The sequence below is a fragment of the Candidatus Flexifilum breve genome (assembly GCF_016713355.1).
The window spans coordinates 332,561-358,536 of record NZ_JADJPI010000007.1 but is presented as its reverse complement, the minus strand read 5'-3'; the positions used below and the strand labels follow the sequence as shown (position 1 = coordinate 358,536).

24 protein-coding genes, 1 tRNA gene and 1 pseudogene are annotated in these 25,976 nt (G+C 60.0%); 7 read left to right on the top strand and 19 right to left on the bottom strand.

Translation table 11 applies throughout. The features are described 5' to 3' along the window. Window positions 1–36: 36 nt before the first annotated feature. A complete protein-coding gene (locus IPK17_RS07135; protein WP_343416988.1) occupies window positions 37–303 on the bottom strand; it encodes a hypothetical protein in 267 nt (88 codons plus the stop codon). Continuing rightward, window positions 216–1,826, bottom strand: a complete 1,611-nt coding sequence (locus tag IPK17_RS07130; RefSeq protein WP_343416987.1) for a hypothetical protein — start codon at window positions 1,824–1,826, stop codon at window positions 216–218. Before IPK17_RS07130 ends, IPK17_RS07135 begins: the two co-directional genes overlap by 88 nt. An 83-nt stretch (window positions 1,827–1,909) precedes the next feature. On the opposite strand from IPK17_RS07130, the gene IPK17_RS07125 reads away from it, so the two are divergent. Continuing rightward, window positions 1,910–2,698, top strand: coding sequence for a GNAT family N-acetyltransferase (locus tag IPK17_RS07125; protein WP_343416986.1), 789 nt, complete (start codon window positions 1,910–1,912; stop codon window positions 2,696–2,698). Window positions 2,699–2,750: 52 nt separating this feature from the next. On the opposite strand, the gene IPK17_RS07120 is transcribed toward IPK17_RS07125, so the two are convergent. The 9 genes and pseudogenes from IPK17_RS07120 to IPK17_RS07080 all read right to left on the bottom strand — a co-directional run bounded on the left by IPK17_RS07120 (window position 2,751) and on the right by IPK17_RS07080 (window position 11,340). Beyond that, window positions 2,751–3,200, bottom strand: coding sequence for a hypothetical protein (locus tag IPK17_RS07120; protein ID WP_343416985.1), 450 nt, complete (start codon window positions 3,198–3,200; stop codon window positions 2,751–2,753). 230 nt (window positions 3,201–3,430) lie between these two features. Then, window positions 3,431–3,559: pseudogene (locus IPK17_RS07115) on the bottom strand (IS982 family transposase); the annotation flags it as partial. 320 nt (window positions 3,560–3,879) lie between these two features. Then, window positions 3,880–4,200: an L-rhamnose mutarotase gene (locus IPK17_RS07110; protein ID WP_343416984.1), complete on the bottom strand. Its 321-nt coding sequence runs from the start codon at window positions 4,198–4,200 to the stop codon at window positions 3,880–3,882. A gap of 14 nt (window positions 4,201–4,214) precedes the next feature. Then, complete coding sequence (locus tag IPK17_RS07105) at window positions 4,215–5,666, bottom strand: L-arabinose isomerase family protein (protein ID WP_343416983.1); 1,452 nt, start codon at window positions 5,664–5,666, stop codon at window positions 4,215–4,217. 3 nt (window positions 5,667–5,669) lie between these two features. Then, window positions 5,670–6,503 carry an SGNH/GDSL hydrolase family protein gene (locus tag IPK17_RS07100; RefSeq protein ID WP_343416982.1) on the bottom strand — a complete coding sequence of 278 codons (834 nt, stop codon included), beginning with the start codon at window positions 6,501–6,503 and terminating at the stop codon, window positions 5,670–5,672. Beyond that, the gene (locus tag IPK17_RS07095; protein WP_343416981.1) at window positions 6,500–7,543 is read right to left on the bottom strand and encodes an ABC transporter permease; all 1,044 of its coding nucleotides are present in this window, start codon (window positions 7,541–7,543) and stop codon (window positions 6,500–6,502) included. The genes IPK17_RS07100 and IPK17_RS07095 overlap by 4 nt, the downstream gene beginning before the upstream one ends. Next, a complete protein-coding gene (locus tag IPK17_RS07090) occupies window positions 7,540–9,057 on the bottom strand; it encodes a sugar ABC transporter ATP-binding protein (RefSeq protein ID WP_343416980.1) in 1,518 nt (505 codons plus the stop codon). The genes IPK17_RS07095 and IPK17_RS07090 overlap by 4 nt, the downstream gene beginning before the upstream one ends. After that, on the bottom strand, window positions 9,054–10,067 hold the full coding sequence (locus IPK17_RS07085) for an ABC transporter permease (RefSeq protein WP_343416979.1): 1,014 nt from the start codon (window positions 10,065–10,067) through the stop codon (window positions 9,054–9,056). The genes IPK17_RS07090 and IPK17_RS07085 overlap by 4 nt, the downstream gene beginning before the upstream one ends. Window positions 10,068–10,308: 241 nt before the next feature. Continuing rightward, window positions 10,309–11,340 (bottom strand): sugar ABC transporter substrate-binding protein, encoded by a 1,032-nt coding sequence (locus tag IPK17_RS07080; RefSeq protein WP_343416978.1) that lies wholly within the window; start codon window positions 11,338–11,340, stop codon window positions 10,309–10,311. A 248-nt stretch (window positions 11,341–11,588) separates the two neighbouring features. Here IPK17_RS07080 and IPK17_RS07075 point away from each other — a divergent pair, with 248 nt between their 5' ends. Then, window positions 11,589–13,292, top strand: a complete 1,704-nt coding sequence (locus IPK17_RS07075; protein ID WP_343416977.1) for a substrate-binding domain-containing protein — start codon at window positions 11,589–11,591, stop codon at window positions 13,290–13,292. On the opposite strand, the gene IPK17_RS07070 is transcribed toward IPK17_RS07075, so the two are convergent. Beyond that, complete coding sequence (locus tag IPK17_RS07070) at window positions 13,293–14,426, bottom strand: mandelate racemase/muconate lactonizing enzyme family protein (RefSeq protein ID WP_343416976.1); 1,134 nt, start codon at window positions 14,424–14,426, stop codon at window positions 13,293–13,295. It lies immediately after the preceding gene. 5 nt (window positions 14,427–14,431) lie between these two features. Continuing rightward, window positions 14,432–15,565 (bottom strand): mandelate racemase/muconate lactonizing enzyme family protein, encoded by a 1,134-nt coding sequence (locus IPK17_RS07065; protein WP_343416975.1) that lies wholly within the window; start codon window positions 15,563–15,565, stop codon window positions 14,432–14,434. Window positions 15,566–15,578: 13 nt separating this feature from the next. Here IPK17_RS07065 and IPK17_RS07060 point away from each other — a divergent pair, with 13 nt between their 5' ends. From IPK17_RS07060 to IPK17_RS07045, 4 genes are all read left to right on the top strand, one after another. Further along, window positions 15,579–16,049 carry a cupin domain-containing protein gene (locus IPK17_RS07060; RefSeq protein ID WP_343416974.1) on the top strand — a complete coding sequence of 157 codons (471 nt, stop codon included), beginning with the start codon at window positions 15,579–15,581 and terminating at the stop codon, window positions 16,047–16,049. Beyond that, on the top strand, window positions 16,042–17,124 hold the full coding sequence (locus IPK17_RS07055; RefSeq protein WP_343416973.1) for a Gfo/Idh/MocA family protein: 1,083 nt from the start codon (window positions 16,042–16,044) through the stop codon (window positions 17,122–17,124). Before IPK17_RS07060 ends, IPK17_RS07055 begins: the two co-directional genes overlap by 8 nt. Before the next feature lie 12 nt (window positions 17,125–17,136). Beyond that, window positions 17,137–17,910, top strand: a complete 774-nt coding sequence (locus tag IPK17_RS07050; RefSeq protein WP_343416972.1) for a sugar phosphate isomerase/epimerase family protein — start codon at window positions 17,137–17,139, stop codon at window positions 17,908–17,910. Window positions 17,911–17,981: 71 nt separating this feature from the next. Then, the gene (locus IPK17_RS07045; protein ID WP_343416971.1) at window positions 17,982–18,728 is read left to right on the top strand and encodes an SDR family NAD(P)-dependent oxidoreductase; all 747 of its coding nucleotides are present in this window, start codon (window positions 17,982–17,984) and stop codon (window positions 18,726–18,728) included. Between the two features lie 301 nt (window positions 18,729–19,029). Here the strand turns inward: IPK17_RS07045 and IPK17_RS07040 are convergent, their stop codons facing one another. After that, window positions 19,030–19,857, bottom strand: coding sequence for a fumarylacetoacetate hydrolase family protein (locus IPK17_RS07040; protein WP_343416970.1), 828 nt, complete (start codon window positions 19,855–19,857; stop codon window positions 19,030–19,032). Between the two features lie 85 nt (window positions 19,858–19,942). On the opposite strand from IPK17_RS07040, the gene IPK17_RS07035 reads away from it, so the two are divergent. Next, the gene (locus IPK17_RS07035; RefSeq protein ID WP_343416969.1) at window positions 19,943–20,602 is read left to right on the top strand and encodes a protein-L-isoaspartate(D-aspartate) O-methyltransferase; all 660 of its coding nucleotides are present in this window, start codon (window positions 19,943–19,945) and stop codon (window positions 20,600–20,602) included. Window positions 20,603–21,344: 742 nt separating this feature from the next. On the opposite strand, the gene IPK17_RS07030 is transcribed toward IPK17_RS07035, so the two are convergent. The 5 genes from IPK17_RS07030 to IPK17_RS07010 all read right to left on the bottom strand — a co-directional run bounded on the left by IPK17_RS07030 (window position 21,345) and on the right by IPK17_RS07010 (window position 25,967). After that, window positions 21,345–22,670 carry a GH1 family beta-glucosidase gene (locus IPK17_RS07030; RefSeq protein WP_343416968.1) on the bottom strand — a complete coding sequence of 442 codons (1,326 nt, stop codon included), beginning with the start codon at window positions 22,668–22,670 and terminating at the stop codon, window positions 21,345–21,347. Between the two features lie 157 nt (window positions 22,671–22,827). Then, window positions 22,828–22,900, bottom strand: a tRNA-Phe gene (locus tag IPK17_RS07025). A gap of 153 nt (window positions 22,901–23,053) precedes the next feature. Continuing rightward, entirely contained in the window at window positions 23,054–24,094 is a 1,041-nt protein-coding gene (locus IPK17_RS07020; protein WP_343416967.1) for a hypothetical protein, read from the bottom strand. A 192-nt stretch (window positions 24,095–24,286) separates the two neighbouring features. Continuing rightward, window positions 24,287–25,384, bottom strand: a complete 1,098-nt coding sequence (gene rpoD / locus IPK17_RS07015) for an RNA polymerase sigma factor RpoD (RefSeq protein WP_343416966.1) — start codon at window positions 25,382–25,384, stop codon at window positions 24,287–24,289. A 58-nt stretch (window positions 25,385–25,442) separates the two neighbouring features. Then, window positions 25,443–25,967: a YceD family protein gene (locus IPK17_RS07010; RefSeq protein WP_343416965.1), complete on the bottom strand. Its 525-nt coding sequence runs from the start codon at window positions 25,965–25,967 to the stop codon at window positions 25,443–25,445. Window positions 25,968–25,976 lie beyond the last annotated feature (9 nt).

Sequence of the window (25,976 nt, the reverse complement as noted above, 5' to 3'; positions counted from 1 at the left end):
TACTCAGTCCTAAAAGGCTCAGTCCTCAGTCCTGTTTTATGAATTCGTCGGGATGACCATCTCGCCGGGGGCGAACACGTCGAGCACGCCGTTGCCGACGACCATGTACCCGTTATCGCCTGCGGTGAGCGCCGCGCCGCCGAAATCCAGCACGATCAGCCCATTGGTGCTGCGGGCATCGACCAGCGCACCCATCGATGGCTCAATCGTCACGATCACGTTGTCGTTGAGCGCCAGCACGGGCAGTTCGGGATGCGCGTAGGCCAGCGAGAACAGCCGACCATAACGATTATCATCCAGCACGCTCGGTTCAACGTTCGCATAGAACAAACCGAGACCGGGGCGAATTTCGGTATTGCATCGAGGATGAACGAGCCCTGCGTCGCCGCTTCGATCAGCACGTCGTCGTCGCTGTCGTAGGGGGTCGGCGCATGCGCGGCATAGAACATGCCGGCCGCCGCTGAAGCCGCGTCATCCATCATCAGCATGGAGCCGCCTTCCCACGCCGCGCGCAGCGGTTCGAGCTGCTCCACGTCGATCAGCGACTGGTCGCCCGCGTGCACGATGATCATGCCGTAGCCCGCCAGATCGGGCAGCGCGTCACCGGCCGCCAACTGAATCACTTCCACCGCTGACCCCTCGTACAGTTCGGCCACGTCCGCCGCGTCGTCGTCATCCGCATAGGCGGTGATGATAGCAACCGCGTTCGCAAAACTTCCGGCTTCTTCTGCCACAATCTCGGTCAAATTGCTGTGCAGCATCAACATACCCGCGCCCTGCGGCACATCAAACGCCGTCGTCCAGTCCCGGTTGATTGTGCCCGTCGCGTTGACCCACGAGGGCTGGAGCTCATCCAGGCTGTAGCCGAATTCGCCGGGAGCGAGCACATGCACGAGCACATTACGCACGCTGAGCACGCCGCCCACGTAGCTGGCACTCTCCGCCGCGCCGAGCGTCTCCGCATCAAAGACGGCCGCGCCATACACGCCGAACACGCTCCCGAAGGTCGCGTTATTGAGCACCAGCCCGCCCGTGAAGCTGTCCACGCCGACGCCGAGATGCGGCACATCCGGCTGCACAATCGTGTTGAGCAGGCGGGCGAGGCGCGCGCGTTCCCAGAAGTGCTGTTCGAGGACGACGTTCGTCGGGCCGAAGTCGAGGCCGCGGCGCGGCACAGTTTCGCCATTGAAGTCGGCATCTTCGCCGTTCCAAATGTCGACCGCGCCTTCGTTCAAGCCGGTTTCGGGGCCAAAGTCGCCGAGGTAGCCGCCGATCATCGTCCATGACAGAATCGCGAGACCGGCGCTGTTGCCGCCCATTGGCACGCCGTCCACGAACGCCGCGCGCATCGCTTCTTCGATCGGCGTGCCTGCGACGATCTGCATCGCCCACGTCTGATCGCCACCGAGGAAGTAGATGCCCGCGAGATCGTCGTCAAAGTAGTCGAGCGCGATTTCCACCTGCACGGATTCGCGGGTGTAGAATGGCGGCACGACCACGTGACAGCTCAGTTCTTCCGGCGCGAGTTCACTGCACGCGTCTTCAAGCTGACGGCGGCGGTTCTCCGCGGCCAGTTCGTTATCGACCAGTTCCTCTTCCGTCTGCGCCACCGGGTTGTAGGTGTAGGCATACGGCATCATCAGGATGTAGACGCGGTCGGTGTCCAGCGTCAGCGCATGGTCAATCGCCTGCTGCGCGAAACCGGGGAACGTTTCGACATAAAAGCCGCCGATGGGGATCAGCGTCGTGCCTGCCCCCTCTTGCGCGCTTACGCCGAAGGCTGTCAGGAGAATCAATAGAAGCGAGAACAAAAGGATCTTGCGCATGGGGTGAACCTTTAAGTGATATTCGATGCGATTTGAGTGTAACCTTGCGCACATTATATTGCCAAACGAGAGGCGGTGGGACGATGGATGTGGGACAGATTCGCGCCTTGTATGACCAGCAGCAGCGCATCGATATTCGCTACCCCGGTACGCGCCGGGAAGCGACCGAGCACGTCGTCCGTGTGATCGAGCCGGAGCGCGGCGCGGTGATCTATTCGCAGTTGGACGCGGCCAACGCCGACGCGGTGATTGCGCAGGAGATCGCGCATTTTACAGCGCTCGGCCTGGCTGACGAGTTCGAGTGGAAGCTGTTCGGGCACGATCAACCCGCCGATCTGCGCGAACGGTTGATCCGCCACGGCTTCGAGGTCAATGAGCCCGCCGACGCCGTCATGGCGCTCGACCTCAGCGAACTGCCGCCGAAGCTGGCGCAGCCTGTGACGCACGATGTGCGCCGCGTCACCGACGAACGCGGTCTGGCTGATATCTATGCGGTGATCGAAGCGGTCTGGCCGGAAGAGGATCACAGCGTGGCGCAGCGGAACAAAATCACGCTGCTGCGTGAGCACCCCGAGTCGATCAGCATGTACGCCGCTTATGTGGAGGGTCAGCCGGTCTGCGAGGGGTGGATTGATTTTCCGGAAACGGACTTCGCCGGGTTGTGGGGCGGCGCGACGCTGTCGGAGTATCGCAATCGCGGTCTGTACACGGCGCTGGTCGCGGTGCGGGCGCAGGAGGCGCAGCGGCGCGGCTATCGCTTCCTGACGATTGATGCCAGCCCGATGAGCCGCGCCGTGCTGGAAAAGCAGGGCTTCGTCGTGATCGCGTCCGCGTGGGAGTGCAATTATCGAGGCGAATCGGCGGCGCGCTGAATGAATTCGAGCGGGTGGCCATCGAGGTCGCACCCGCCGAGCAGACGGCGGTCTATTTCTTGAACGGCGAGCGGGAGATGCTCTCTTCAGTGGCCGCGTAGTCGAGGTTACGCAGCGTTTCGTCCACCGACTTCAGAAAGTCGATGCCTTCGGTGACGGTGGGGAACGAGCGGTAGCGCGCCCCGACGATCTGATGGCCGATGTTGGCGAAGAACTGATCGATGGCGTTCTTCGGGATATAGATTGACCAGCCCACCCGCTGATGGCGGAGCTGCTGCGCAATGGTCTGCGCGTCCTTGAACGTCATTTCATTTTTGGACATGCGCCGCGCGTCGGTGATGGTGTGTACCAGCGGGCCGCCTTCGCCCAGGATTTCGTTGGCTTTGTCACGCATGGTCATTGACTCATCTAGATAGCCGACCAGATCGGCGCGTGAGATCACGCCGTCATAAGCGATAAGCAGCAGCCGATTCTCGATAATCCAGGATACACGGTACGGCATGGTTGAGTCCTTTCCCCTATCGTCTGATCATATACCGGACTCTTCTGGCAAAAGCTTTAGACTAAGTCGGAAACTGCTATACATGACAAGCAAAAATTCATGCTTCGGGTACGGGTTGGTCCGTTTGATGGAACGCCCTGTCAGGCATTCGCCGCTGACTACCTTACCCCAAATCTGACAGGGTAGGTTTTTAAGTATAGGTATGAGGCTATTTCACACGTCAGTTAGGGCTAAGCAATGGCGTCCATTTGGCAGGTTTCAAGGTGAAGCGAAGGTTTCTTGGGCTGATGGCAATAAGCGATCAACCCACAGAGCAGATTGACACAGAAATTGAGCGGACTGCGATGACGCGTGTGCTCCGGACTCAACCGAGACCTCACCGCGCAACGTCCCAACCAGAAATGGGTGGCGGATTTCACCTCCATCCCGACCGCTGCCCGGCGGTTTTTGAGCAACGCTTCGCCCGTGACAATGCTACTGTCCACTAAACGCGGGGCAGTCCAGTTTCCCACAGATCCTACGTCGAACCGTCCATGGGGTTATAACGTATCACACACCTTACACCAGCCAACCTCAACCAAGCAGTACCGCGCTGACACAGCGGCGACAATTCCGCCCCTGTGTCAGCGCGGTACTGCTTGACTGTGAACTGAGGGGCGCCCTGACTCCGGCGATTATGTCAATCGGTGTGAAAGACTTCTTCCAGCGTGATCATGTTCTGGTCAGGGCGTCCGGAGATGGCTTCAAAGTACGGCCCCATAAACTCCTGCCATTTGAGGTTGATTTCCTCGCGTGCCATACCGTCGAGGGAGGCCTGAAAGCTCTCTTCGGCTTCGAAGTAACCAAACAATAAGCCATCATCGCGCAGAAACAGGCTGTAATTGCGCCATCCCGTACGCCGGAGCGCGGCCAGCATTTCCGGCCACACGGCTTCATGATGCTGCTTGTACTCGTCCAGCTTATCTTTCTTCACCTGCAACAAGAACCCAACGCGCTGCATCTCATTTCTCCCTGTCACTGTATAACTGCCAATTCGATATTGAGCAGGCGCGCCAGCTTGCGAATGCGCGACAGTTGATGACCAACGCCCAGCGCGACATGATGGGTCGGGCCGTGTTCGCACCACACATTCATGAAGGTGGCCGGGTCGAGGCCGAACTTGAGGCGCGAGTTAGTATTCCCGATCTGCATGGTATCACCGGGGATTGAGACTCCTTCGGCGGCCAGCATCTTCAACTTCCCTTCGGCGGTCTGGGTCAGCCCGAGAATGGTGATCGGCCCCATTTTCACTTTCATTTCGACCGACAGCCCATAGCCGCGCTTGCCGTGATACAAGCCCAGGCCGCGCAGAACGGGTTTCCCATCGGCAATCGCCACATGGCCGGGGCCATCGTGCCCCATGAGGATAAAATCCTCGTTGAAGTCGAGCGCATAGAATTCAGTATATGACCCGCCCGCCTTCAAACGATCCATGATCAGCATGGCGATGCAGGTTTTGAGATCGCCTTCGCCCGACGCCGGGATGCCCCGCCCGGTGAGGAGGGAATTGCCGATGATGACACTCGCGCCGAGTTCTTCATTCGAGTTGCCATCCAGCCCACGATAGTAGTAGGTCAGCCCGTTGAGGTTGAAATCACGGGTCAGCTTATCGAGGCCGACGGCCACTTGTGCCGCCCAGTGCAGCGCCTCTGGGGTGACATCCTGCGAAATCTTGTCGCGTCCGCGCCCAACGATATTGAAGACGCCGCGAATCTCATCGATCTTAGCACTGATTTCGCCTTCAGTGGCAGCGCTCACCCGCTGGTGCAGGTCGTCCATTTCCAGCACTTCGATATGCGCGCCGAGCTGGCCGTGATGCATGGTGAAATCGGAGTACATATCGAGCATACCGGGGTACGTGTGCCCGAGGAAACCAATGCGGCTGTAGGAGAGTTCCCGCATCACGCTGGCGGCGTCGATCCATTCGGCGATCTCGCGCCACGCCCGTTCGTGATACTGCGCGGCGTAGCCTTCAACGGGATGCAGCAGCCCGGTCACCACATTGAACTGAATTCGACTGCGCGCGAAGGCGTTGGAGATTTCGGGCACACAGCAGGCGCAGCAGTTCGCCAGCCATTCTGCTGTATCCGTATCGAGGTAGTTGAGGGCGGGAATCGGCTGCAAGTTCAGGATCAAGACCGGGGCTTTGCGCCGCTGTACAGCCGGCAGCACCTGCGACGAGGTGGCATAGGTGCCCACGTAGCACACGATCAGATCCACATTGTGGCTGGCAAACAAATCACCGGCCTGTTGGGCACCGGGCGCGTTGTCGACCAACCCGGCGGAAATCACTTCAGCGCCCAGCGCGGCGATGTTCGCTTCCACATCCCGCTGATACCCTTCGAGCCGTTCCTTCAGACCGTCAAACTGCGGCCAGTAGGCCGCCAATCCGATCCCGAAAACGCCGATTTTCGCTTTGATCGCCATAAGCTATCCTTGTTGTAAATAGTCGGAAATACGTTCAAGCACGTGGGCCAGCAGGCGCGTCTGACCAGCGGCATTGGGGTGCAATCCATCGGCGCAGTACAGCGCGGCGTCCGGGACTGGTCCAAACACAGGCCAGAGATCGATGCCGAGCACGCCCGCCTGCAGCGCGGCAGTGAGCGCTGCATCCGCAAACTGGCGCAGCACGTCATTGCTCCATACGAGCCGCATCGCTTGAATATCCGGGTTCGCGTTGACCACCCCTTCGACCACGGGCGTCGGCGTCAGCACCACAATCCGCGCCTGCGTGTGTTGTCGAAACGCGGCGATGATGCGCGTGAGGTTGCGCTCATACTCGGCGCGGCTGACCAGCGTCTGCTCGCCGCCGAACTGCTTGCAGTCGTTGACGCCGTATTTGATGAACACCAGATCCGGTTGCAGACTTAGGAACTGGGTGTAGGTCAGTTCGAGCCCATGCGTTGACGTGTAGCCGGAAAAACCGCGATTCACCACCTCGATGCCGTGGGGCGCGAGCAGGTGTTCGAGCAGACGCGCATAACTGCGGCGGTAGGTGGTGATGGAGTCGCCGATGCACAGCACGCGCTTACCCGCCGGGAGTAGCTTGCTGAGCGCTGTGATGCCACGGTGCGCGTGAAACGCCTGCGCGGTCTGCGCGAGCTCGGCATCGATTTCCGCTTGATACGCCGCGAGGTCGGTGGTCGCCACGCCGTACAGCAATGCCTCGGCTTCTGCCGGGATCGGCACACCGAGCGCCGCCGCCACGGCATGCACGTTGAAATCGATCAGAAAACGCGTCACATCGGGGAGTGGGGCAGTCACGGTTTAGCCACCTTCGGCTGCGAAGTCGTCACCGATTCCGGCACAAGCCGGTTGGAGCGCACAAAGCGCAGCAGGTTGACGTTGCGCTGGCGCAGTTGATCCAGCCCGACCGCCAGCAGCAGCACGAGTCCCAACGCGATGTTTTGCGCATCAGTCGACGTGCTCAACAGCTTCATGCCGTTCAGCAGCGCGGAGAGGATGAGCACCCCGAGTGTCGTGCCGATCAGCGTCCCTTTGCCACCCGCCAGACTAATGCCGCCCAGCACGGCGGCGGTGATCACGGTGAGTTCCATGCCCGTGGCCGCGCGCGGGTCGGCAGCGTAGAGGCGTGAGGTCAGGAGGACGGAGGCGACGCCGGCGCTCAAACCGGAGAGCGTATAGGCGATCATCCGGTAGCGGCGCACCGCCAGCCCGGCCAGTTTACTCGCCTGATAGTTGCCGCCGATGGCGTACATCGCGCGCCCGTAGGGCGTGAACTGCATGACCAGCAGCGCGCCGACGAACAGCACCAGCATCACAAAGACGGGCGTGGTTATCCCCAACACCTGACCTTCCCCAAGCTGCGTGAAGGCGGTGTAGGCGTCCAGTTGGGTGCCCTGCAGATCGAAAACGGGGATGGTGAGGCCATTCGCGAGGACAAACGCGACACCGCGCGCAATCGACAGCATGCCGAGCGTCGTGATGAGCGGATTGATGCCAACATAGGTCACCAGAAAACCGTTGATCAGCCCGACGAAGCCGCACACGAGCACCGCGGCACCCGCCGCGGGCAGAATGCCCCACGTTTCCTGATACACGCCGATGATCACGCCGCCCAACGCCAGCGTCGACCCGATGGACAAATCCAGCCCGCCGCCGATCATGAGCATGGTGGTGAAAATGGCGAGAATCCCCACCGTCGTGATGTCCAGCAGCGTGTTTTCGAGGTTGCGCGCCGTGAAAAACACGGGCGACGACGCGCTCATGACGACCACGATCACCACGAGCATCACGACGAGGCTGGCGAGCTCTTGCAGGCTGCGCATCCGAACTGAATTCATACTATGCCTCCTGCGGCAGCGTGGAGCAGCTTCTCTTGCGTCGCCTCGGCCTGCGAGAATTCGCCCGTCAGCCGACCTTTATAGATCGTGAGAATGCGATGACTGACCGAGAGCACTTCCTCGATGTCAGACGACACCATGAGAATCGCCAGCCCTTGCGCGGCCAGTGCTTCCAGTTGATCGTAGATGTCGGAACGCGCGCCCACATCGACGCCCCACGTCGGCTCATTGAGCAGCAGCACCTTGACATTCGCTTCCAGCCAGCGGGCCAGCACCACTTTTTGCTGATTGCCGCCGCTCAGGTAGCGCGTGTGCGTTTCAATGCCACCCGCCATGCGAATACCCAGTTGATCTACCCAGCCGCGGCTGTGGTTCATTTCCTGAGCGCGTTGAAACACACCGAATTTGGCGAGCACATGCCAGTTGGACAGCGTGATGTTCTTGCGGACGCTCATATCCAGCACGAGACCGTTGACTTTGCGATCCAGCGGGACGAAACCGATCCCCGCGTGTTTGCCCCCTTGCGGCGAGGTGATGTGCGCGGCTTGACCATGCACGCTGATCGCCCCGCTGTCCGCTTTGACCGCTCCGAAGATCGCTTGGGTGAGAATTGTGTGCCCCGCGCCGAGCAAGCCGAACAAGCCAACAATTTCACCCGCGCGCACCTGCAAATCGATGTTCGCGAATGCGCCCGCTTTGGTGAGTCCGCGCACGTCCAGCGCGACCGCGTCCTGCACGACCGCCGCTGTCTTGGTCCGCGCTTCTGAGCGGTTTTCCAGACTGCGCCCGACCATCATCTGCACCAATGCCTGATGCGTCACCTCGGATCGCGGGTGCGTGCCGACATGTTTGCCGTCGCGCAGCACGGTGATGCGGTTGGCAATTTCAAAGACTTCATCAAGGCGATGGGAGATGTAAATGATGCCGACGCCGCGTTCCTGCAAGCCGCGAATGATCCCGAACAGGCGCTGCACTTCGGGCGGCGTGAGCGCGGCGGTCGGTTCGTCCATGACGATGATCCGCGCCTGACGACTGAGCGCCTTCACGATTTCGATGATCTCGCGCTCGACGACGCTCAACTCGCGCATCTTCGTCGACGGGGAGATATCGACATTCAGGAGTTGAAGCGCTTGCCGGGCGCGCTCATTCATCTGCTGCCAGTCGACCAGCCACTTCAATGCACCGCTGCGCCGCGGGAGATCGCCGAGCAGAAGATTTTCTGCGACCGACAATTCGGGCGCGTAATGGAGTTCCTGATAAATCATGCGAATGCCGAGGTTTTCGGCGTCGCGCGGCTCGTTGATGGCGACGGGCTGCCCATCGATCAGGATGGTTCCGTCGTCACGCCGGTAATCGCCATTGAGAATCTTGATCAGCGTCGATTTGCCCGCGCCGTTTTCGCCGAGCAGCGCCAAGGTTTCGCCGCTCCGCAGATCAATCGACACATCGTCGAGCACCTTGACGCCGTAGAAGCTTTTAGTGATGTGCTGCATCGTCAGCAGAGGCGTCGTCATGAGCGATCCTTCACCGTTGTGACCAGCTTCTGGCGAATCTGGTCGAAGCCCACTGCGAGCAGCAGCACCGATCCGCTGACCACATCCTGATAAAACGAGGAAACCCGCGTTTGCACCAGACCGTTATCGAGGACGCGCAGGATAAACACACCAACGAGCGTCCCAATCAGCGTGCCTTTGCCGCCGCTCAAACTCGTGCCGCCGAGCACCACCGCGGCGATCACGGTGAATTCCAGCCCGACGGCGGCGCGTGGCGCGCTGGAAGCGAGCTGCGACGCAATCACGATGCCCGCCAGACCGGACAGTAAGCCGGACAGCGTGTAAACGATCAACAGGTGGCGGCGCACGGCGATCCCGGCGAGGCGGCTGGCTTCCGCGCTCCCGCCAATCGCGTAGAGGTTGCGCCCGAACTGCGTGAAGTGCATGACGATGAAGGCGGCGAGGAACAGGAACATCATCAGCAGAAGTGACGCCGGAATGCCCGCGACTTCGCCGCGTCCCAGAAACTGAAACGCCGGGTTCGCTAACTGATTCGTTTGACCGTTGCTGAGGACAAAGGCCAGACCGCGCACAATCGAGAAGGAGGCGAGCGTCGTGATCAACGGGTTGATGCGCACCACCGCGACCAGATAACCGTTGATGAAACCGACCAGCACACACGCCGCCAGCCCGAGCACGGTCGCAATCCCGAGCGGGATGCCCGCCTGCAGCCAGAGAATGCTCGTCACCACGCCGGAAAGCGCCGCCACCGACCCGACCGACAGATCAACGCCGCCGCTGATCAACACCATGGTCATGCCAATGGACACAATCCCCACCACGCCGAGCGTCCGCCCGACGTTGAGGAAATTGTCGAGCGTGAGGAAATATTGCGATTGTGAGGCAAAAATGATGCAGATGATAAGAAAAGTGGCGAACAGGTTGAGCGTGGTCAGGCGCTCGCCTTTCAGCAAGGCTGCTAAGCGCAGTCGCTGGGATCGTGACCGCTCGCCGGTCACTGTGCCATCCATGAATAGTTCGTCTTTCTGAAACAAATGTTTCTAATTGCCCTAATTTGGGGGTGCAGGTCAGCTAAGTGCTTCATCCGGTAAATGATGCAAGTCGTAGGGGCAGACCGATGTGTCTGCCCGACTGAGGGCGCACACACAGGTGCGCCCTTACGGAAAAACATCGTCATTTTCGAAGGCTTGTCGGACGGAGCACTAAGCGTTCAGACCCGCACCCCAAAGTTCTAGCTAGTCGCCGCGCAGACTACGAGGAGGGCGTGGCCGCCGGGCACGTATCCGGCCAGTTCTCGCCGTAGAATTCGCACAGGTTGTCCTTCGTGATGAACACATGGTTCACGTAAATGGCCGGGGCAACCGGGCGGCATTCCAGCAGGTCGAGCATCGCCGGAATCAGGTAGGAACCATATTCTTCGGCGAAGTACCCGGTCGCGCCGAGATAGCGGCTGTTTTCCGCCAGCATGGCTTCCTGACCGGAAGGATCCGCGCCCTGACCGACGACCATAATCTGATCAGCGCGGCCAGCCGCTTCCGCCGCCGCAATCACGCCGAGCGCCGTACCATCGTTAATCGTCACGGCGACGATGTGATCAGCATCGGGGATGGTCGGCAGAATGTCGCTGACGACCTGGAACGATTCTTCCTGCGTATTCTTGCTGTCGAGGCGGAAGATCATGTCGTCGGGGACGGCGTTCGCCAAATTATCTTGCAGACCTTCCAACTGACCCTGCATACGAGCAGCGGGGATCGGGCCGGACTGCGGCAGTTCGAGCACGAGCACGGCGTCGACCTCACCCGCCCAGTTTTCGTTCACCCACGCGGCGAGGGCTTCACCCGCCAGACGACCGGCGTTGTAGTTGTCCGCGCCGAAGAAGGTCGCGCCCGGCATGGGGATGTCGATGGCGATGACCGGGATGTTTTCACGGCGGAAGCGGCTCATGATGACGTTGCCGAACGCTTCGTCGGTCTGGAATTCGATCACGCCATCCACGCCCTGCGCGATGAAGTTGTCGGCATTGGCGAGCGCGGTCGCGCCGTCAAGGCGGTTATCCGCCAGCACAACTTCGACGTTCCCCGCGGCTTCCGCCGCCGACAGAATGCCATCACGGACGAGCTGCGTGAAGACGATATCTTCCGTCAGGTTGGCGAAACCAATGGTATAGGAGTCCTGGGCAGTGGGGCAAGCGCCGTCCTGTGCTTGCAGCGACAGCGGGAACGCCATGCCACCAATCAGGGTGACAACCAGGACTATCGAAAACAACTTACGGGAAAGGTTCATTCTCAATTTCTCCTAGAAAAGTAACAAGTAGCAAGTAGACGGAAACGCAAGGTCGTCTGTGCCGCAGGCTCCTTTGTGCAAAATTGTTGAAACTTGTCGATATTTGTTCAATTTCATAAATTAACGTAGCATGATCATCAGAAAAAGTCAAATTTCCCAATTGAGTATTGCAAGCAGCGGCTAAAGTTTGACAATAGAGTTGACTGCGCACGCCTCGTCGGCTGGGCGGCGCGAAAGGACGCCAACACTTGAAAAACCTGACTACCTATGAACGCCGCCAGATGATTGTCCGCATTCTCGAGGAGCAGTCCGGAATCAAGGTGACCGAACTGGCGGAACAACTCAACGTCTCTGAAGGAACCATTCGCAATGATCTCAGCGCGCTGGAAGAAGAAAACCAGATCATGCGCGTGCGCGGTGGAGCCGTGCCCCGTTCACAGCGGGCCGCGGGCGGGCAGCAGTACGAAGAACGAGCGCGCATCAACGCTGACGCCAAAGAACTGATTGCGCGCTGGGCGACCAACATGGTGGAAGATGGCGACACCATCATTCTGGATGCCAGCACGACCGTGCTGTCGATGGTGGATTCCCTGCAAAACCGGCGCGAACTGACGATCATCACCAACGGTCTGGAAACTGCGCGCCGCCTGAGCAGTCTGCGGGATTGCACCGTGATTGTGCTCGGTGGCATTCTGCGGCGGGATGGCAGCACATTGGCGAGTCTGCTCGGCGCGCCGATGCTGGAAAATCTGCATGTCCGGACGGCGTTCATGTCGTGCGCCGGGTTTTCGGTGACCAGCGGTCTCACCGAAAGTGATGTGGCGCAATCCGAACTGAAAGCCCTCATGGTCAAGACGGCGCAGCGGGTCGTCGCGCTGGTCGACAGCAGCAAATTCGAGCGGGTCGCGCTGAGCTCGTTTGCCAAGCTGTCCGATATCCATCACCTGTTTACCGATGGTACGGCCCCGCAGGACCTGGTCGATCAGGTGCGCTCAGCGGGCATTCCGGTCACCGTCTGCGGCGACCAAACCACCACCACCTACACGCCCGACCAGCAAACCCGCTATCGCATCGGGTTTGCGAACCTCACCGAAGATATTCCGTTTGGTCGGGATGTGCGGCGCGGGCTGGAACTCGCGGCGCGGCGGCATCAGGAGCTGGAACTGCTCGTCGCCGACAACCGGCTGAGCGGTGAATTGGCCCTGACACTGGCCGACCATTTCATCGCCCAGAATGTCGATCTGATGATCGAATTCCAGATTGACGAGATGGTGGGCAGCCAGCTCAACTACAAGTTTTCGCAGAAGCGCATTCCGCTGATCGCGGTCGATATCCCCATCGTGGGCGCGACGTTCTTTGGCGTGGATAACTATAAGACGGGTTACATCGCGGGCGTTGAACTGGGCAAAGCCGTCCAGCAGGAATGGGGCGGGCTCATCGATGCCCTGATTGTGATGGAGCATCCCCGCGCTGGGGCGCTGACCGCGAATCGCATTCAGGGTCAACTGGATGGGCTTGAATCCATGATTGGGCCGGTAGGAGAGGATCGGGTTTTCCACCTGGATTGTGGCAACACCAGCGAGGTGAGCGAGCATCAGATGGCACGCATCCTCGACGAGATTCCCCGCGGCAGCCGCATCGCCGTGATCTGCTTCAACGACGATGCCGCCATTGGCACGCTCGAAGCGACCAGCAAAGCCTTCCGTCTCGCCGACGTGCTCATCGTCGGGCAAGGGGCGGATCGGCGGCTGCGCGATGAGCTGCGGCGCGGTAATTCCCGCATCATCGGCTCAACCGCCTTTCACCCGGAACGCTACGGCGAACGCTTGATCGAGATCGCGCTCAAAATTCTGCACGGCGAGCCAGTCCCGCCCGCCGCGTATATCGATCACACGTTCATCTCCGCGAAAAATGTCGATCTGTACTATCCCGACGACAACGGGCGCTATTGATCAGAACTTGATCGCGAACTTGTGCACGGCGTCTTCCATGACCTCAACGCCGAGGCCGTAACCCGGCGGCGCGTAGATCCAGCCATCGACATGCGCGACCGGATTGGTGACGAGTTCATGATGCATGGCATTGACGACAGGTTTCAGTTCGAACATGGTGCGGAATGGCGCGCACAATGACAGGTGAATGCTCGCCGCCGTGTTGATCGCGCTGCTGAAGCTGTGCGCGTCAATGGCGATATTCTGCCGCGCCGCCATCTGAATCACCTTCCACATGCCCGTCACGCCTTCGGCACGCCCCGCGTCAATCAGGATGACGTCGGTCACGTCGGCTTCGAGTAGGCGTTTGTAGTCGTACACGTTGAAGAAGCGTTCTCCAAGCGCGATTCGCATTTGCGGAACCGCGGCGCGTAAATGCCGGAAGGCGTTGAAGTTATCCGGGTGAAACGGATCTTCCAGCCACGTCAGGTTGTATTCGCTCATCTTCTGCGCGGTGTACACAGCCCGCGGAATGTCCCAGCGGCAGCGCGCGCCCACATCGACGATGAACCCGGCTGTGGGGCCAATCGCCGCCCGCACGGTCTTGACAAAGTAGATGTCGCGTTCCGGGTCGACGCCGAGATTCGACTCGCCTTTCTTGCCGAAGCCCACCTTCACAAACTGGTAACCCGCTTTGATGTGCCCGGCCAGTTCTTCCGCCATGTCTTCGATCTTGGAGGCTTTGGGGTGCGAACTGGCGCAGACGGGTAAGCGGTCGGTGAGCGCGCCGCCGAGCATTTGCGACAGGTTCAGCTTGACCAGTTTGCCCTTCAGATCCCAGAGCGCCATATCAATAGCACTGATGGCAAAGGCGGCGATCCCGCCGACATCGCCGTACCACCACACGCGGTCGCGCATGGCTTGCCAGTGCGTTTCGACATCATAGGCGTCTTTGCCGATGACCAGATCGGCGAGGCCATTGCGGATGAGGGCTTCGGTGGCGGCGGTCGCTTCGCGGAACAGGGTGAAGCATTCCCCCCAGCCGACCGTACCATCCGCGGCTTCGACCCGCACAATCACGATATAGCGGGTCGAAAAGTTATCGACCGCTTCCAGAAACTCGATGGGAAAAACCTCTAGCTTCTTGATGATCATGGCGTCTAGCTCACCTTGTAGCGCTGGACATAGGCGCGGTCGATCTCAATGCCGAAGCCGGGTTGATCCGAGATGGTGTAATACCCGTCTTTAAGCGGGCGCGGACTGGTCTGGATGTCCCAGAAGATCGGATCACGATCTCGGTGGAAACACTCGACATAGGTGCCATGCGCCACGCTGCCGAGCAGGTGCGCGGAAATCTGCGCCTCTTCATGATGCGCCATTTTCACGCCGTACATGCCGCACATGGCCGCCACCCGCCGCCAGATGGTCGGGCCGCCGCCCCACGACGAATCGAAATTGCAGAAGTCGATGGAACCGCCTTCGATCAGGTCGCGCACGCCGTCAATGCGATACTCGCTCTGTCCTGCCGTCACCGGAATGCCCGCCATGGAGCGCACATCGCGCAGCCAGCGCTTGTCGTTGTACCAGCGCACCGGCTCCTCAAACCATTCCAGATCGATCCCGGCGTCACGCGCCAAGCGCACAAACTGGATGGTCTGCTGCAAGTCATAGCCCTGATTCGCATCCACCATCAAGCGAAAATTGGGGCCGCCCACTTCAACCGCGACCTTAAGCCGTTCCAGATCTTCTTCAGGAGTCACGCCGCCGACCTTGAACTTCATGCCGATCACCCCGTAATCGACGTAAGCCTGCACTTCGCGCGCCAGTTCGTCGTGGGTTTGCCCGTAGTAACCGCCGATGGCCGTCATGGGCAGGCGGTTGGTGTAGCCACCCCACAGACGGTACAGGGGAATATCCAGCGCCTTGCCGACCGTATCCCAGATCGCGCTGTCCACCGCCGAGATCGCCTGCATGACCACGCCGCGATCCCGCAGAATGTCATACGTTGCGGGCTTCATGGCTTCCCAGCAGCCCTCGGTATTGAAAACGTCCAGGCCGATCAACGCCGGAGCGAGTTCGTCGTGGATGATTTTGAGGATGACGGGCTGCTCGTCGTCGGTGTCCCCGGTGTAGACTTCCCCGATCACCCCTTGCTGCGTGAGGATGCGTGTGATGATGGTGCAGCGATTCTGCATGGAATACTTGCTGCCCCGGTACACCCGGTTGAGCGGAACCCGAAGCGCTTCAGTTTCAATCGCCTGAATGGTCAGCGAACCCGGCGCGTGCCATGACATAGAGCTTTGCCTTTTGCCTGATGAGGAAATAAACAGCCATTTTGACAAAATTGTGGAATGGCGCTACGATTTCGACAAGTATAAACAATTTTCGACAGAAATCAACAAAATGGAACAGATTTTATTACAGCATTTTAGCGCTATGGAATGGCTGCCGCACCCGACGCTCCCCGCGATTGCCACCCGTTTTAGCCCCATCACCTTAGTTGGACATCCCGCCGTCGATACGCTGATCGCGCGCCTTGAGCCCGGCGGCGTCATCCCCCGGCACACCCACCCGGAGACGTGCGAAATCGCCTACGTTCTCAGCGCGTTCGGCCTACTGGTCGAAGGTGAGGAGGGCGCGGAAACGGTGTGCCCGCTCACCGAAGGCTGTGCCCTGTTCATCCCGGCGGGTGTTCCCCATCGAATCGAAAATACCAGTTCCCAGATGATGCATATTTTTGCAGTCCATACCCGAAAGGTTGAAGCGAACCATGCCTGAAAAAGCCTCAATTGCCGTCGTCGGGACGGGATGGTGGGCCACAACTGCGCATCTACCCGCGATGAAAGCCCATCCGCGCATTGGGAAAATTGTTCTCGTGGATCGCAAACGGGAAGCTGCCGAAGCCGCCGCCCGCACCTACGGTATCCCGCTGGACAACTGCTACACATCGGTGGCCGAGGCGAAAGCGGCGCATCCCGATCTGCAAGGGGCGATTGTGGCGACCACGCATCACGCGCACTACGCCGCCGCCAAAGATTGTCTCGATCAAAACTTGCACCTGCTGCTTGAAAAGCCGATGACCGTCTACGCGCGCGATGCGAAAGCGCTGGTCGAGCAAGCGGCGGCGGCCAACCTCAAGATTCTGATGGGCTACACTTTCCCTTACCTGCCCCCGGTCGCGCAGGCCAAGCGCTATATCGACGACGGTCTCATCGGGGATATCGAGTATGTCGCGTGCAGTATGTCGTCGGTCACCTACGATCTGCTGCTCGGTCATCCGGAACGCTTCGAACCAGCGGGCGGCTTTGCCGTTACTGGACCGACACCCCAAACCTACAGTGAACCGACCGTGGCGGGTGGGGGGCAAGGCGTTTTGCAGATCACCCATCTCGCGGCGATGATGTTCCACTTGTCCCCGGGAATGCGCGCCGAAGTCGTCACCGCCTTCATGAACAACCTGCAAGCCAAAGTCGATGTGATCGACGCGATGGCCGTGCGCATGAACACCGGCGCGTTGGCGACAGTTGGCAGCAGCGGCAACCTGCGCCCCGGCGATCCCGGTTCCGTCGAAGTCCACCTGCACGGGAGCAAAGGGCGCATTCTCGTCGACGGATTTACGGGTGAGTTCTTCATGCACCTGCATGATGGTCGGCAGGAGCACATCCCGCGCCATAATCCCGGCTATCCCGGTGACGTTCCCCTCGCCAAGTTCGTCGAAATCCTGCTCGATGGCGCCGATCCGCTCTTCCCCGGTCGCATTGACGGGCTGTATACCGTCGAACTGTTGGAAGCAGCGGCGCGCTCGGCGGCACGGGATGGTCACCCGATCTTCGTTCGTGATCTCTATGCCTAAGGGGCTGATGATATGCGCCTGAGCGTTGCCAACTACTCATTCGAAGTCCTGCCGCTCGAAGCGACGCTGATGGTCTGCCGTTCGCTCGGCTTCAGCGCGGTCGATATCGCGGGCTTTTATCAGCGCGGCAAATGCAGTTTTGAACCGCAGGATGTGGCCGCTGATCCGCACAGGCAGGCGGACAGCCTCAAGCCGCTGCTGGAGAAATACCAGCTGGCGGTGACCGATTTCTTCCCGCAGTTTGGGGCGGCACCCTCCCTGCATTCGCTCAACGACCCCGACGAGGCCGTGCGCGCGGAGAATCTGCGCTTCGTGCGCGGTGCGGCGCAGTTCTGCCAGTTGATCGGCGCGCCCGGCATGACGATTCTCCCCGGCGTCGATCACGTGTCGCGGACGCTCGCTGAGAATCTCGCCGTGTCCGTGGAGTATTTACGGCAGGCAGTCGCCATCGCCGCCGAGTATGGCGTCGAAGTGCGCTTTGAGCCGCATATGGGCTCCGTGGCGGATACGCCAGAGCTAGCGCTGCATCTGGTCAACCACGTGCCGGGGTTGAAGGTCACGCTCGATATCGCCCATTTCATGCTGCAGTACATCCCCATGGAGCGGATCTACGCGCTGATTCCGCATACCGGGCATGTGCATGTGCGGCAGGCGAAACCGGGCAAGTTACAGGTCGCCCATGCTGACGGCGTCATCGACTTTCCCGATCTCATTGCCCGCCTGAAGGCTGTGAACTATCGGGGGCGTTCACAGTTGAATATGTCTGCGCGGACTGGTTTGAAGTGAACCGCAACGACACGCTCTACGAAAGCGCTGTCGCGCTCGAACAGCTTGCGCCCTACTTCTGAGGTGAACTTATGCAGCTTCTGAACCGAGTAGCCATCGTCACGGGCGCGGCGCGCGGCATCGGCGCGGCGACCGCAGCTTTACTGGCCGAAAACGGCGCGCACGTCGCCGTCTCGGATATCGATGCCGAGGTGGCCGAGGCGGTTGTCCAGCAGATCACCGCGGCGGGCGGCAGTGCCGCCAATTTTGCCTGTGATGTTTCGAAACCGGCGCAGGTTGAAGCGCTGGTGGCACAGGTCGTCGCCCAGTGGGGCAAGCTCGACATTCTGGTCAATAACGCGGGAATTTGCCCGCGCATCCCGGTTGAGGAGATGACCGAAGAGTGGTTTGACCGGATCACTAACGTCAACATGAAGTCGGTGTTTTTCCTCACCCGTGCCGCCGCCGAAGCGATGAAGACGAATGGTTTCGGGCGGGTCGTCAACGTGAGTTCCACCGGGGGGCGGGTCGGTGGAGTGCATAACGCCACCGTGTACAGCGCGACCAAGGCCGGGGTCTTGTCGATGACGAAGTCGCTGGCGCGCCATTACGCCCCTTTCAACATTCTGATCAACGCGGTTGCCCCCGGAGCGGTCGATACGCGCATGTTTGAGTCGATTCCCGCCGAAGGCGTCGCCAATTATGTGGCGACTGTGCCGCTCAAGCGGTTGGCGCAGCCGGTCGAAATCGCACACAGCATTTTGCCACTGTGTCTGCCCACCATGACGTGGGTCACGGGCGCCACGCTGGACGTCAACGGCGGCGTCGTGATGATGTAGACGCTAACGGGTAGATTTCAGGGATAAGCAAGCGCCTCAAACTAGCCCTCATCGAGGTGCATTTGCCCTGAACGGGGGAGAAGTTCTGGAAAGCGGGTTGCTAAATCTGTTCCCGTACTGCACGCCGAAGCATAAAACGTGCGCGGGTGAGATCGCGCCAGCTTTCATAGGGGGCAGATCATGGGTATTTCGAATATTCGGTCTGGAATCCCAAAAGATGAAAATCAACAATGCCCTCTTAATGAGAGGGCATTACATTTTTATACTATAGGAGTTGACAGGTGCGGTGTTGGCTAACGTGCTACTCGCTGATCACCTTGCACGGATTGCTGATTTCGCCGATGCTGTCGATGGTCACCTTGACCACATCCCCATCCTTCAGGAACACCTGCGGATTGCGTCCTAAGCCGACGCCGGACGGCGTGCCCGTCAGGATCAAATCGCCCGGTTCGAGCGTAAAATTCTTCGAGCAATAGCTGATCAGCGCGCGGATGTTGAACATCATGTTGGCGGTCGTATCCTGCTGCATGACTTCGCCGTTGACGGTCGTCGTGATCGTCAGCGCCTGCGGGTCGGCGATTTCGTCGCGCGTGACGATCACCGGGCCGAGCGGGCAGAACGTGTCGAGGCTCTTGCCGCGCGTCCACTGCGCATCTTTCTTCAACTGCAAATCACGAGCGCTCACGTCGTTGGCGATAGTGTAGCCGTAGACGTAATTGAGCGCGTCGTCCTCGCTCACATTGCGCGCTTCCTTGCCGATCACCACGCCGAGCTCGCCTTCCCAGTCGACTTCATTGCAGATCTCGCTGTTCCACGTGATCGCTTCGCCGGTCGCGATGATGGCGCTCGGGAACTTCGCGAAGATCAGCGGGGCGGAGGGCGGGGCGCTGCCCGTCTCTTTGGCGTGTTCGAGGTAGTTCTTGCCGATGGCGACGATCTTGCCGGGGACGAGCGGCGCTTCGACTTTGACATCGGCCAGCGCAAACCGTTCGTACGAGCGGCTGGGCGTCACGCCGCGCCGAATCATCTGCCGCACGTTGCTATCTACCCAGGCCAGCACATGAATTGTTTCGCCAACCAGTTCCCCGATCCGCGTCCGTCCGTTGTGAGTAAAGGTGATGAGTCGCATGGTGAGTGCTTTCTAAATAGCGTGAATGAATAACAGAGAGTTTGCCAAGCTTTGGGACTATAATCAAGTTGAAAGGTATAGCACCATGAGCGATTCGTATGAGTCCACTCGACTAGCCATGGTCGAGCAGCAAATTCGCGAACGCGGAGTCCACGATGAGCGCGTGCTCGAAGTCATGCGCCGTCTCCCGCGCCACGAATTCATACCCGAAGCCCAGCGCGAGCAAGCCTACGCTGATAGCCCGCTGCCGATTGGGGAAGACCAGACCATTTCGCAGCCGTATATCGTCGCCGTAATGACCGCCGCGCTGCATTTGACGGGCAAAGAGCGCGTGTTGGAGATCGGGACGGGGTCGGGCTATCAAACGGCGATTCTGGCGCAGCTCGCCGCACAGGTGTACTCGCTGGAACGGCACGCGCCCCTCGCCGAAAGCGCCGCCGCCGTGCTCGAACGCCTAGAGATCGAAAATGTCGAGCTGCACGTGGGCGACGGCAGTCAGGGCTTGCCGGATATGGCTCCATTTGATGCCATCCTCGTGACCGCCGCCGCGCCGAGTATCCCCGGCACGCTGCGCTCGCAGATGAGTCCGGACGGCGGGCGCTTGATCATCCCTGTGGGCGATGCGAAAAACCAGTACCTCGAACGCGTCATTCGGCGCGGCGGTAAGTGGGATTTGCAGCGGATTGGCGCGGTGCGCTTCGTTCCGCTGATCGGCGCGTATGGCTTCAAAGCCGCCGACGTATAATCCCTTGAAATCGGCACCTCTGAGCGTGTCAAAACCCCTTTACTTCCTAAAGTAGGTTCTCGAAAGAAATCCACGAACGGATGTAGGGGCGCACCTGCGTGTGCGCCCGAAACCGGGCAGACACAGAGGTCTGCCCCTACATTAAAACTTTCGAAAGACCACTTAAGCCAGTGTCCGAAATACGACAAAACAGGCCAAGGTAGGCCAATCGCTACGTAGAATAATGTCTTTTTAGGGACAGCGGACGCAATAAATTGCGTCCCTACGAGAAAAGCATGGTTGTGTAGGGACGCGATAATGCAGTTTAAGAAAACGATACGGATTACCCCTCACCCCCAACCCCTCTCCCACGCAAGCGGGGAGAGGGGAGAAAAGACGCTTTTGCTGGCTCCCCTCCCCGAATTCGGGGAGGGGCCGGGGGTGGGGTCGGTACTCCGCCTTCATAAGTTAAACTGCATAATCGCGTCCGCAAAAGCCCAAGACCGACAGGTAACCCGTTTTCACGGCATTCGACGCCCTTACCCGCCCGCCTTGGCCTTTGGCTGACAAACGGTCATTGGCTTAGCCTAACAGGGGACATGCTTCTCAATGAGACGAGGGTTTCCTTCGGCAAAACTTCTGTAGGGACGAAGCATGAGGCTATTTCAGAATAGGCAGTTTGCCTCACCGCACCGCGTTTCGCTGCGCTCAACCGCCCCTCTCCCCCCGGAGAGGGACGGCTTGTGCAGCAAGCAGGGTGAGGTTAAGACTTCTGCGCCGCGATGAGCGCCGCGTAGGTCTTGCCACTGTCTTTGATGGTGCGTTTCTGCGTCGCGTAGTCCACGTGGATGAGGCCGAAGCGCTTGCTGTAACCGAACGCCCACTCGAAGTTGTCCAGCAGACTCCACGCGAAATACCCGGTGAGCGGCACGCCATCCGCAATCGCATGGCTGCACGCTTCGAGATAGGCGTTCAGGTAGGCGACGCGGCGCTCGTCGTGGACTTCACCCGTCTCGGTGACGATATCCTCCCACGACGAGCCATTCTCCGTGATGAGAATTTCCCGCGGCGCGTACTCGCGATGGATGCGCATCAGCAGTTGAAACAGGCTGTTGGGCGCGACTTCCCAATCCATCGTCGTGTATTCACCATCCGGGTGCACAAACTTGATGCCCAAGGGGTTGCCGGGGTCATCCGCGACGACCATCCGCGTGTAATTGTTGATCCCCAGAAAGTCGAGCGGGGCGCGCGTGCGTTCAAGATCGCCGGGGCGGACTTCTGGCATATACGGCGCGTACAGTTCGGCCATGTCAGCCGGGTAATGCCCACGGAACACCGGGTCGAGATACCAGCGGTTGAAGCCATCGTAGCGCGTTGCCGCTTCCATGTCGGCGGATTTCGCAGTCGCCGGGTCGGCGGGCGTCAGGTTGAGCGTGATGCCAACTTTTGCGCCGGGCACATTCTGCCGAATGATCGGCACGGCGTTGGCATGCGCGAGGTTCAGGTGATGGGAAGCGAGCAGCGCGTTGGTCGGCACGTCGCTTTTCAGGCCGGGCGCGTGTTCGCCGAACATGTAGCCCAACCACGCGACCACGGCGGGTTCGTTGAGCGTGATCCAGTGCTTGACGCGGTCGCCGTACGCGCGGCTGACGATGTCGGTATAGGCGGCGAAATCGTCGGCGATGCCGCGCCGCAGCCAACCGTCCTCATCTTGGAGCGCCTGGGGTAAATCCCAGTGATAGAGCGTGATGTAAGGGGTGATGTTAGCCGCCAGCAGCCCATCGATCAGGCGGCTGTACCAGTCGAGCCCCGCCTGATTGACCTTGCCGCGTCCGGTCGGCAGGATGCGCGGCCACGCGATGGAGAAGCGATAGGCGGCGAGGTTGAGCGCTTGCATGAGCGCGATGTCTTCGCGCCAGCGGTGAAAGTGATCGGCGGCTGTGTCGCCCGTGTCCCCGTTGAGGACTTTGCCGGGGGTGTGCGTGAAGGTATCCCAAATGCTCGGACCGCGCCCGTCAACGGCCGTGCCGCCTTCAATCTGATAGGCGGCGGTCGCCGCGCCCCACACGAAATCGCTCGGAAAGTGCATGGTCACCACCTCCTGTGTCTCAGGTTGTTTACGCTGATTGTAACGCGCTGTGTGCCGAATCCGAAACGGGGTTAGGGGGTGAGGTCGCAACCGAGGCCAACACTTGCCGACAAATAGGCAACAAAAAACCCCGACGGTTAATCGGGGTTCTTGAGTGTGCCGCAAGCCGGACTTGAACCGGCGACCCATGCATTTTCAGTGCATTGCTCTACCAACTGAGCTACCGCGGCGCATTGGAAGAGAGTATAGCGGACGGTCGCGTGAGGGTCAAGGCTTGGTTTCATGCGAAACCTCACCCCCACTACCTCGTCCTTGGACGAGATGGTGCAAACCCCCTCTCCTGGAGGAGAGGGGGTGGTGTAAGGCTCGGTTTGAGCGTAAGGCTACCACGCACCGATCAAAATGGCGATGATGCCGCTGGTCGGCTGCGTGGTGAACTGCTGCACGATGTTGCTTGTGCCGTCGCGGATCGTGTTGCTCGTCCCGTCAATGACGTTCGTGCCACTGATGGTTGCCGAGAGGCGCGTGCTGTCGTTCACGCCATAAGCGACTTCCAGCCCGTTCGTCACCTGAACGCCAGCGGCAATCGTGTGCCGACCATCGGGCGAGACGAACATCGTCGCCCCTTCCATCACCTGCCACTCGCCCTCAGGCAGGCGGAAGAAACCGCCGCTGGCGAGACCGGGCGTCACCGCGCGGCGCGTGGGAATGGCCAGCACGATGGATTGGTTGAGGGCGGCATCCGGTTCCAGCGTGATGCGGACGACCGAACACCACCAAGTGCCTTCCGCTTCCGGCGGAAAGAAGGCGGCAGCCTCCTCACCCGTGGGAACGGGCAGGCGTTCAAAGTTGATCGTCGTCTCCGCACTGACCGCACCCGCCGGGATGTACACCAGCAAGCCTGTATCACCGACGGTCACAACGGCAGGCGCGCCCGTTTCATCGACCGTGCCCGCCGCATCGACGGTGATCGCACCAGTGGTCGTGAACGGCGTGATCGTGTCTTCCGCCTGCGCGAGCTCCGCTGTGCCGTCCGTCCATTCAGCTTGAACGGCCAGTCCCGCAGGAATTTCACTGTCGGCGGCATCCACGGTCACATGGAAAGTCAGCGGGCCGAGGAGCGTATCGGCGGGCAGTTCGGTGATGGCCCACGAAATCGTATTGCCCTCAGTGGTGACCGTCGCCGTTTCCGGGGCGAGCACCGACGCGTCGAACGTGAGTCCGGCGGGAACCGTCGCACTGGCGGTGATATTGGTGAGCGCCGCAGCACCGCTGGCGAGGAACACGCTGTAATACACGCTGCCATCCAGATCAACTACGCCAACGCTGCGGATGAGCAGGGGCACAGCCTCGTCCTGGGCGGCGAGTGGCAGTGCGCCGAGCAGCGCGATCACAAGCACGAGAAGCAGCAATCGTCGGTTCATAAGAGCTCCTGTGAAAGTAGGTTGTGAGAATATCGGTGTTACATATTAAGTCTAAGATGCTTCTTAGAAATACTGATTGAACTTAAGGCGTGTTTTTCGGGATCGCCAAAGGCGGAGATCAGTCTCCGGCTTAAGTACAGGTGGAGGGAAACAAAAACCCCCGCGTCGAGTGGCGCGGGGGTTGAGTGAGCTTCAGGACAGGTAGTCGCGCAGTTGGCGGCTGCGGCGCGGATGCCGCAGGCGGCGCAGCGCGCGCCCTTCGATCTGGCGGATGCGTTCGCGCGTCAGACCGAACTTCTGCCCGACTTCTTCGAGCGTGTGGCTGCGACCATTGAGCAGGCCGAAGCGCAGGCGCAGGATGCGCGCTTCCCGCGGAGTCAGCGTATTGAGCAGCGACTCGATCTTCTCGCGCAGCATCTTGTCATACGCGCTCTGCGCGGGTGATGGCGCACTCTCGTTCTCGATGAAGTGCCCGAACTCGCTGTCATCATCCTCGCCGACCGGGCGTTCGAGGCTGAGCGGCTGCCACGACACGCGCAACATCCAACGGACTTTGCGCGGGTCGACCTTGAGTTCGGCGGCGATCTCTTCCGGCGACGGCTTGCGGCCGTTCTCCTGTTCCAGCTTGCGCGCGGTGCGATACAAGCGGCGGATGCGGTCGCTCATGTGGACGGGCACGCGGATGGTGCGGCCTTGATCGGCAATCGCGCGGGTGATCGTCTGGCGAATCCACCACGTCGCGTAGGTGCTGAAGCGGAAACCGCGGCGGTAGTCGAATTTTTCGACGGCCTTCATCAAGCCGAGGTTGCCTTCTTGAATCAGATCGAGGAAGGGGACGCCGCGCTGCATGTACTTCTTGGCAATCGACACGACGAGGCGCGTGTTGGCCTTCACCAGATGATCGCGCGCGGCGATACCATCGGCGATGGCAATGTGCCATTCGTGCGCGCGCTTGTGGTTCGGGTCTTTTTTGAGTTTACGATCCGCTTCGGCGCCCGCTTCGAGGCGCATGGCGAGGTTAATTTCTTCGTCGGTGGATAATAATGGGACGCGCGCCATCTCTTTGAGGTACAACCCGACCGTGTCACTGTGGATCGAGTCGTCAAAAATGATGTCCTCATCGCCGTAGAGGTCTTCGTCGTCTAAATCTAGTTCGTCGCTAAAGTCTTCGTCCGCCCACAGCTCATCACTGGGGTCGTCATCAAATTCGTCGACTTCAAGCTCATCATCAAGAAATTCGCCACCATCACCCGCAAAATGGGAATCATAACTACTATCGTAGTCGCTCAAGGTAAATCCCCCCTCTAGACTAAGATGAAGCTGAACAGATGATTTCGGTTGACTAGAATTAACGGTCGAGCAGTTGTTTCAGTTTAGCCAGGCGCGGGTCGATGTCGTCCTCGTGAGCGTGGTTCAGCTCCCGATTGAGATTCACACCGCATTCAGGACACAAGCCCTTGCAGTCGGACTTGCACAGTCCTCCCCGCGAATCGGCGATGAGCGTTTCAGCCCGGAGCAGCGGCGCGAGGTCGAGAATCGCGTCGTCGCCAATGCTGAATTCCGCGGCCTTAGACGACGGGTAGGTGTACAACTCTTCGATGTCAATCACGACATCCTGGTTGATCGGATCAAGGCAGCGGTAGCATTCGCCTTCCACACCCACCTGGAGCGATCCTTGAACCAGCACACCCTCTTTGGTCCGGCTGAGGCGGAGATCGCCGCGAATGTACGTGAGATCAACATCGTCAGCGACCCGGACTGATGGCACGTCGAATGAAGTCTCGTGCGCGTAACCTGGCCCAGCACTGAGGACAAAACCGACATTGAGCTTGAGCACCCGGTTACTCACGTAACCGTTCGCGTGTTGTTTCACGGCATCCAC

Excerpts from the sequence above, each read along its gene's own strand:
- IPK17_RS07130 (WP_343416987.1), bottom strand. The coding sequence starts at position 1,826 with ATGCGCAAGATCCTTTTGTTCTCGCTTCTATTGATTCTCCTGACAGCC.
- IPK17_RS07125 (WP_343416986.1), top strand. The coding sequence starts at position 1,910 with ATGGATGTGGGACAGATTCGCGCCTTGTATGACCAGCAGCAGCGCATC.
- IPK17_RS07120 (WP_343416985.1), bottom strand. The coding sequence starts at position 3,200 with ATGCCGTACCGTGTATCCTGGATTATCGAGAATCGGCTGCTGCTTATC.
- IPK17_RS07110 (WP_343416984.1), bottom strand. The coding sequence starts at position 4,200 with ATGCAGCGCGTTGGGTTCTTGTTGCAGGTGAAGAAAGATAAGCTGGAC.
- IPK17_RS07105 (WP_343416983.1), bottom strand. The coding sequence starts at position 5,666 with ATGGCGATCAAAGCGAAAATCGGCGTTTTCGGGATCGGATTGGCGGCC.
- IPK17_RS07095 (WP_343416981.1), bottom strand. The coding sequence starts at position 7,543 with ATGAATTCAGTTCGGATGCGCAGCCTGCAAGAGCTCGCCAGCCTCGTC.
- IPK17_RS07090 (WP_343416980.1), bottom strand. The coding sequence starts at position 9,057 with ATGACGACGCCTCTGCTGACGATGCAGCACATCACTAAAAGCTTCTAC.
- IPK17_RS07085 (WP_343416979.1), bottom strand. The coding sequence starts at position 10,067 with ATGGATGGCACAGTGACCGGCGAGCGGTCACGATCCCAGCGACTGCGC.
- IPK17_RS07080 (WP_343416978.1), bottom strand. The coding sequence starts at position 11,340 with ATGAACCTTTCCCGTAAGTTGTTTTCGATAGTCCTGGTTGTCACCCTG.
- IPK17_RS07070 (WP_343416976.1), bottom strand. The coding sequence starts at position 14,426 with ATGATCATCAAGAAGCTAGAGGTTTTTCCCATCGAGTTTCTGGAAGCG.
- IPK17_RS07065 (WP_343416975.1), bottom strand. The coding sequence starts at position 15,565 with ATGTCATGGCACGCGCCGGGTTCGCTGACCATTCAGGCGATTGAAACT.
- IPK17_RS07055 (WP_343416973.1), top strand. The coding sequence starts at position 16,042 with ATGCCTGAAAAAGCCTCAATTGCCGTCGTCGGGACGGGATGGTGGGCC.
- IPK17_RS07050 (WP_343416972.1), top strand. The coding sequence starts at position 17,137 with ATGCGCCTGAGCGTTGCCAACTACTCATTCGAAGTCCTGCCGCTCGAA.
- IPK17_RS07045 (WP_343416971.1), top strand. The coding sequence starts at position 17,982 with ATGCAGCTTCTGAACCGAGTAGCCATCGTCACGGGCGCGGCGCGCGGC.
- IPK17_RS07040 (WP_343416970.1), bottom strand. The coding sequence starts at position 19,857 with ATGCGACTCATCACCTTTACTCACAACGGACGGACGCGGATCGGGGAA.
- IPK17_RS07035 (WP_343416969.1), top strand. The coding sequence starts at position 19,943 with ATGAGCGATTCGTATGAGTCCACTCGACTAGCCATGGTCGAGCAGCAA.
- IPK17_RS07030 (WP_343416968.1), bottom strand. The coding sequence starts at position 22,670 with ATGCACTTTCCGAGCGATTTCGTGTGGGGCGCGGCGACCGCCGCCTAT.
- IPK17_RS07020 (WP_343416967.1), bottom strand. The coding sequence starts at position 24,094 with ATGAACCGACGATTGCTGCTTCTCGTGCTTGTGATCGCGCTGCTCGGC.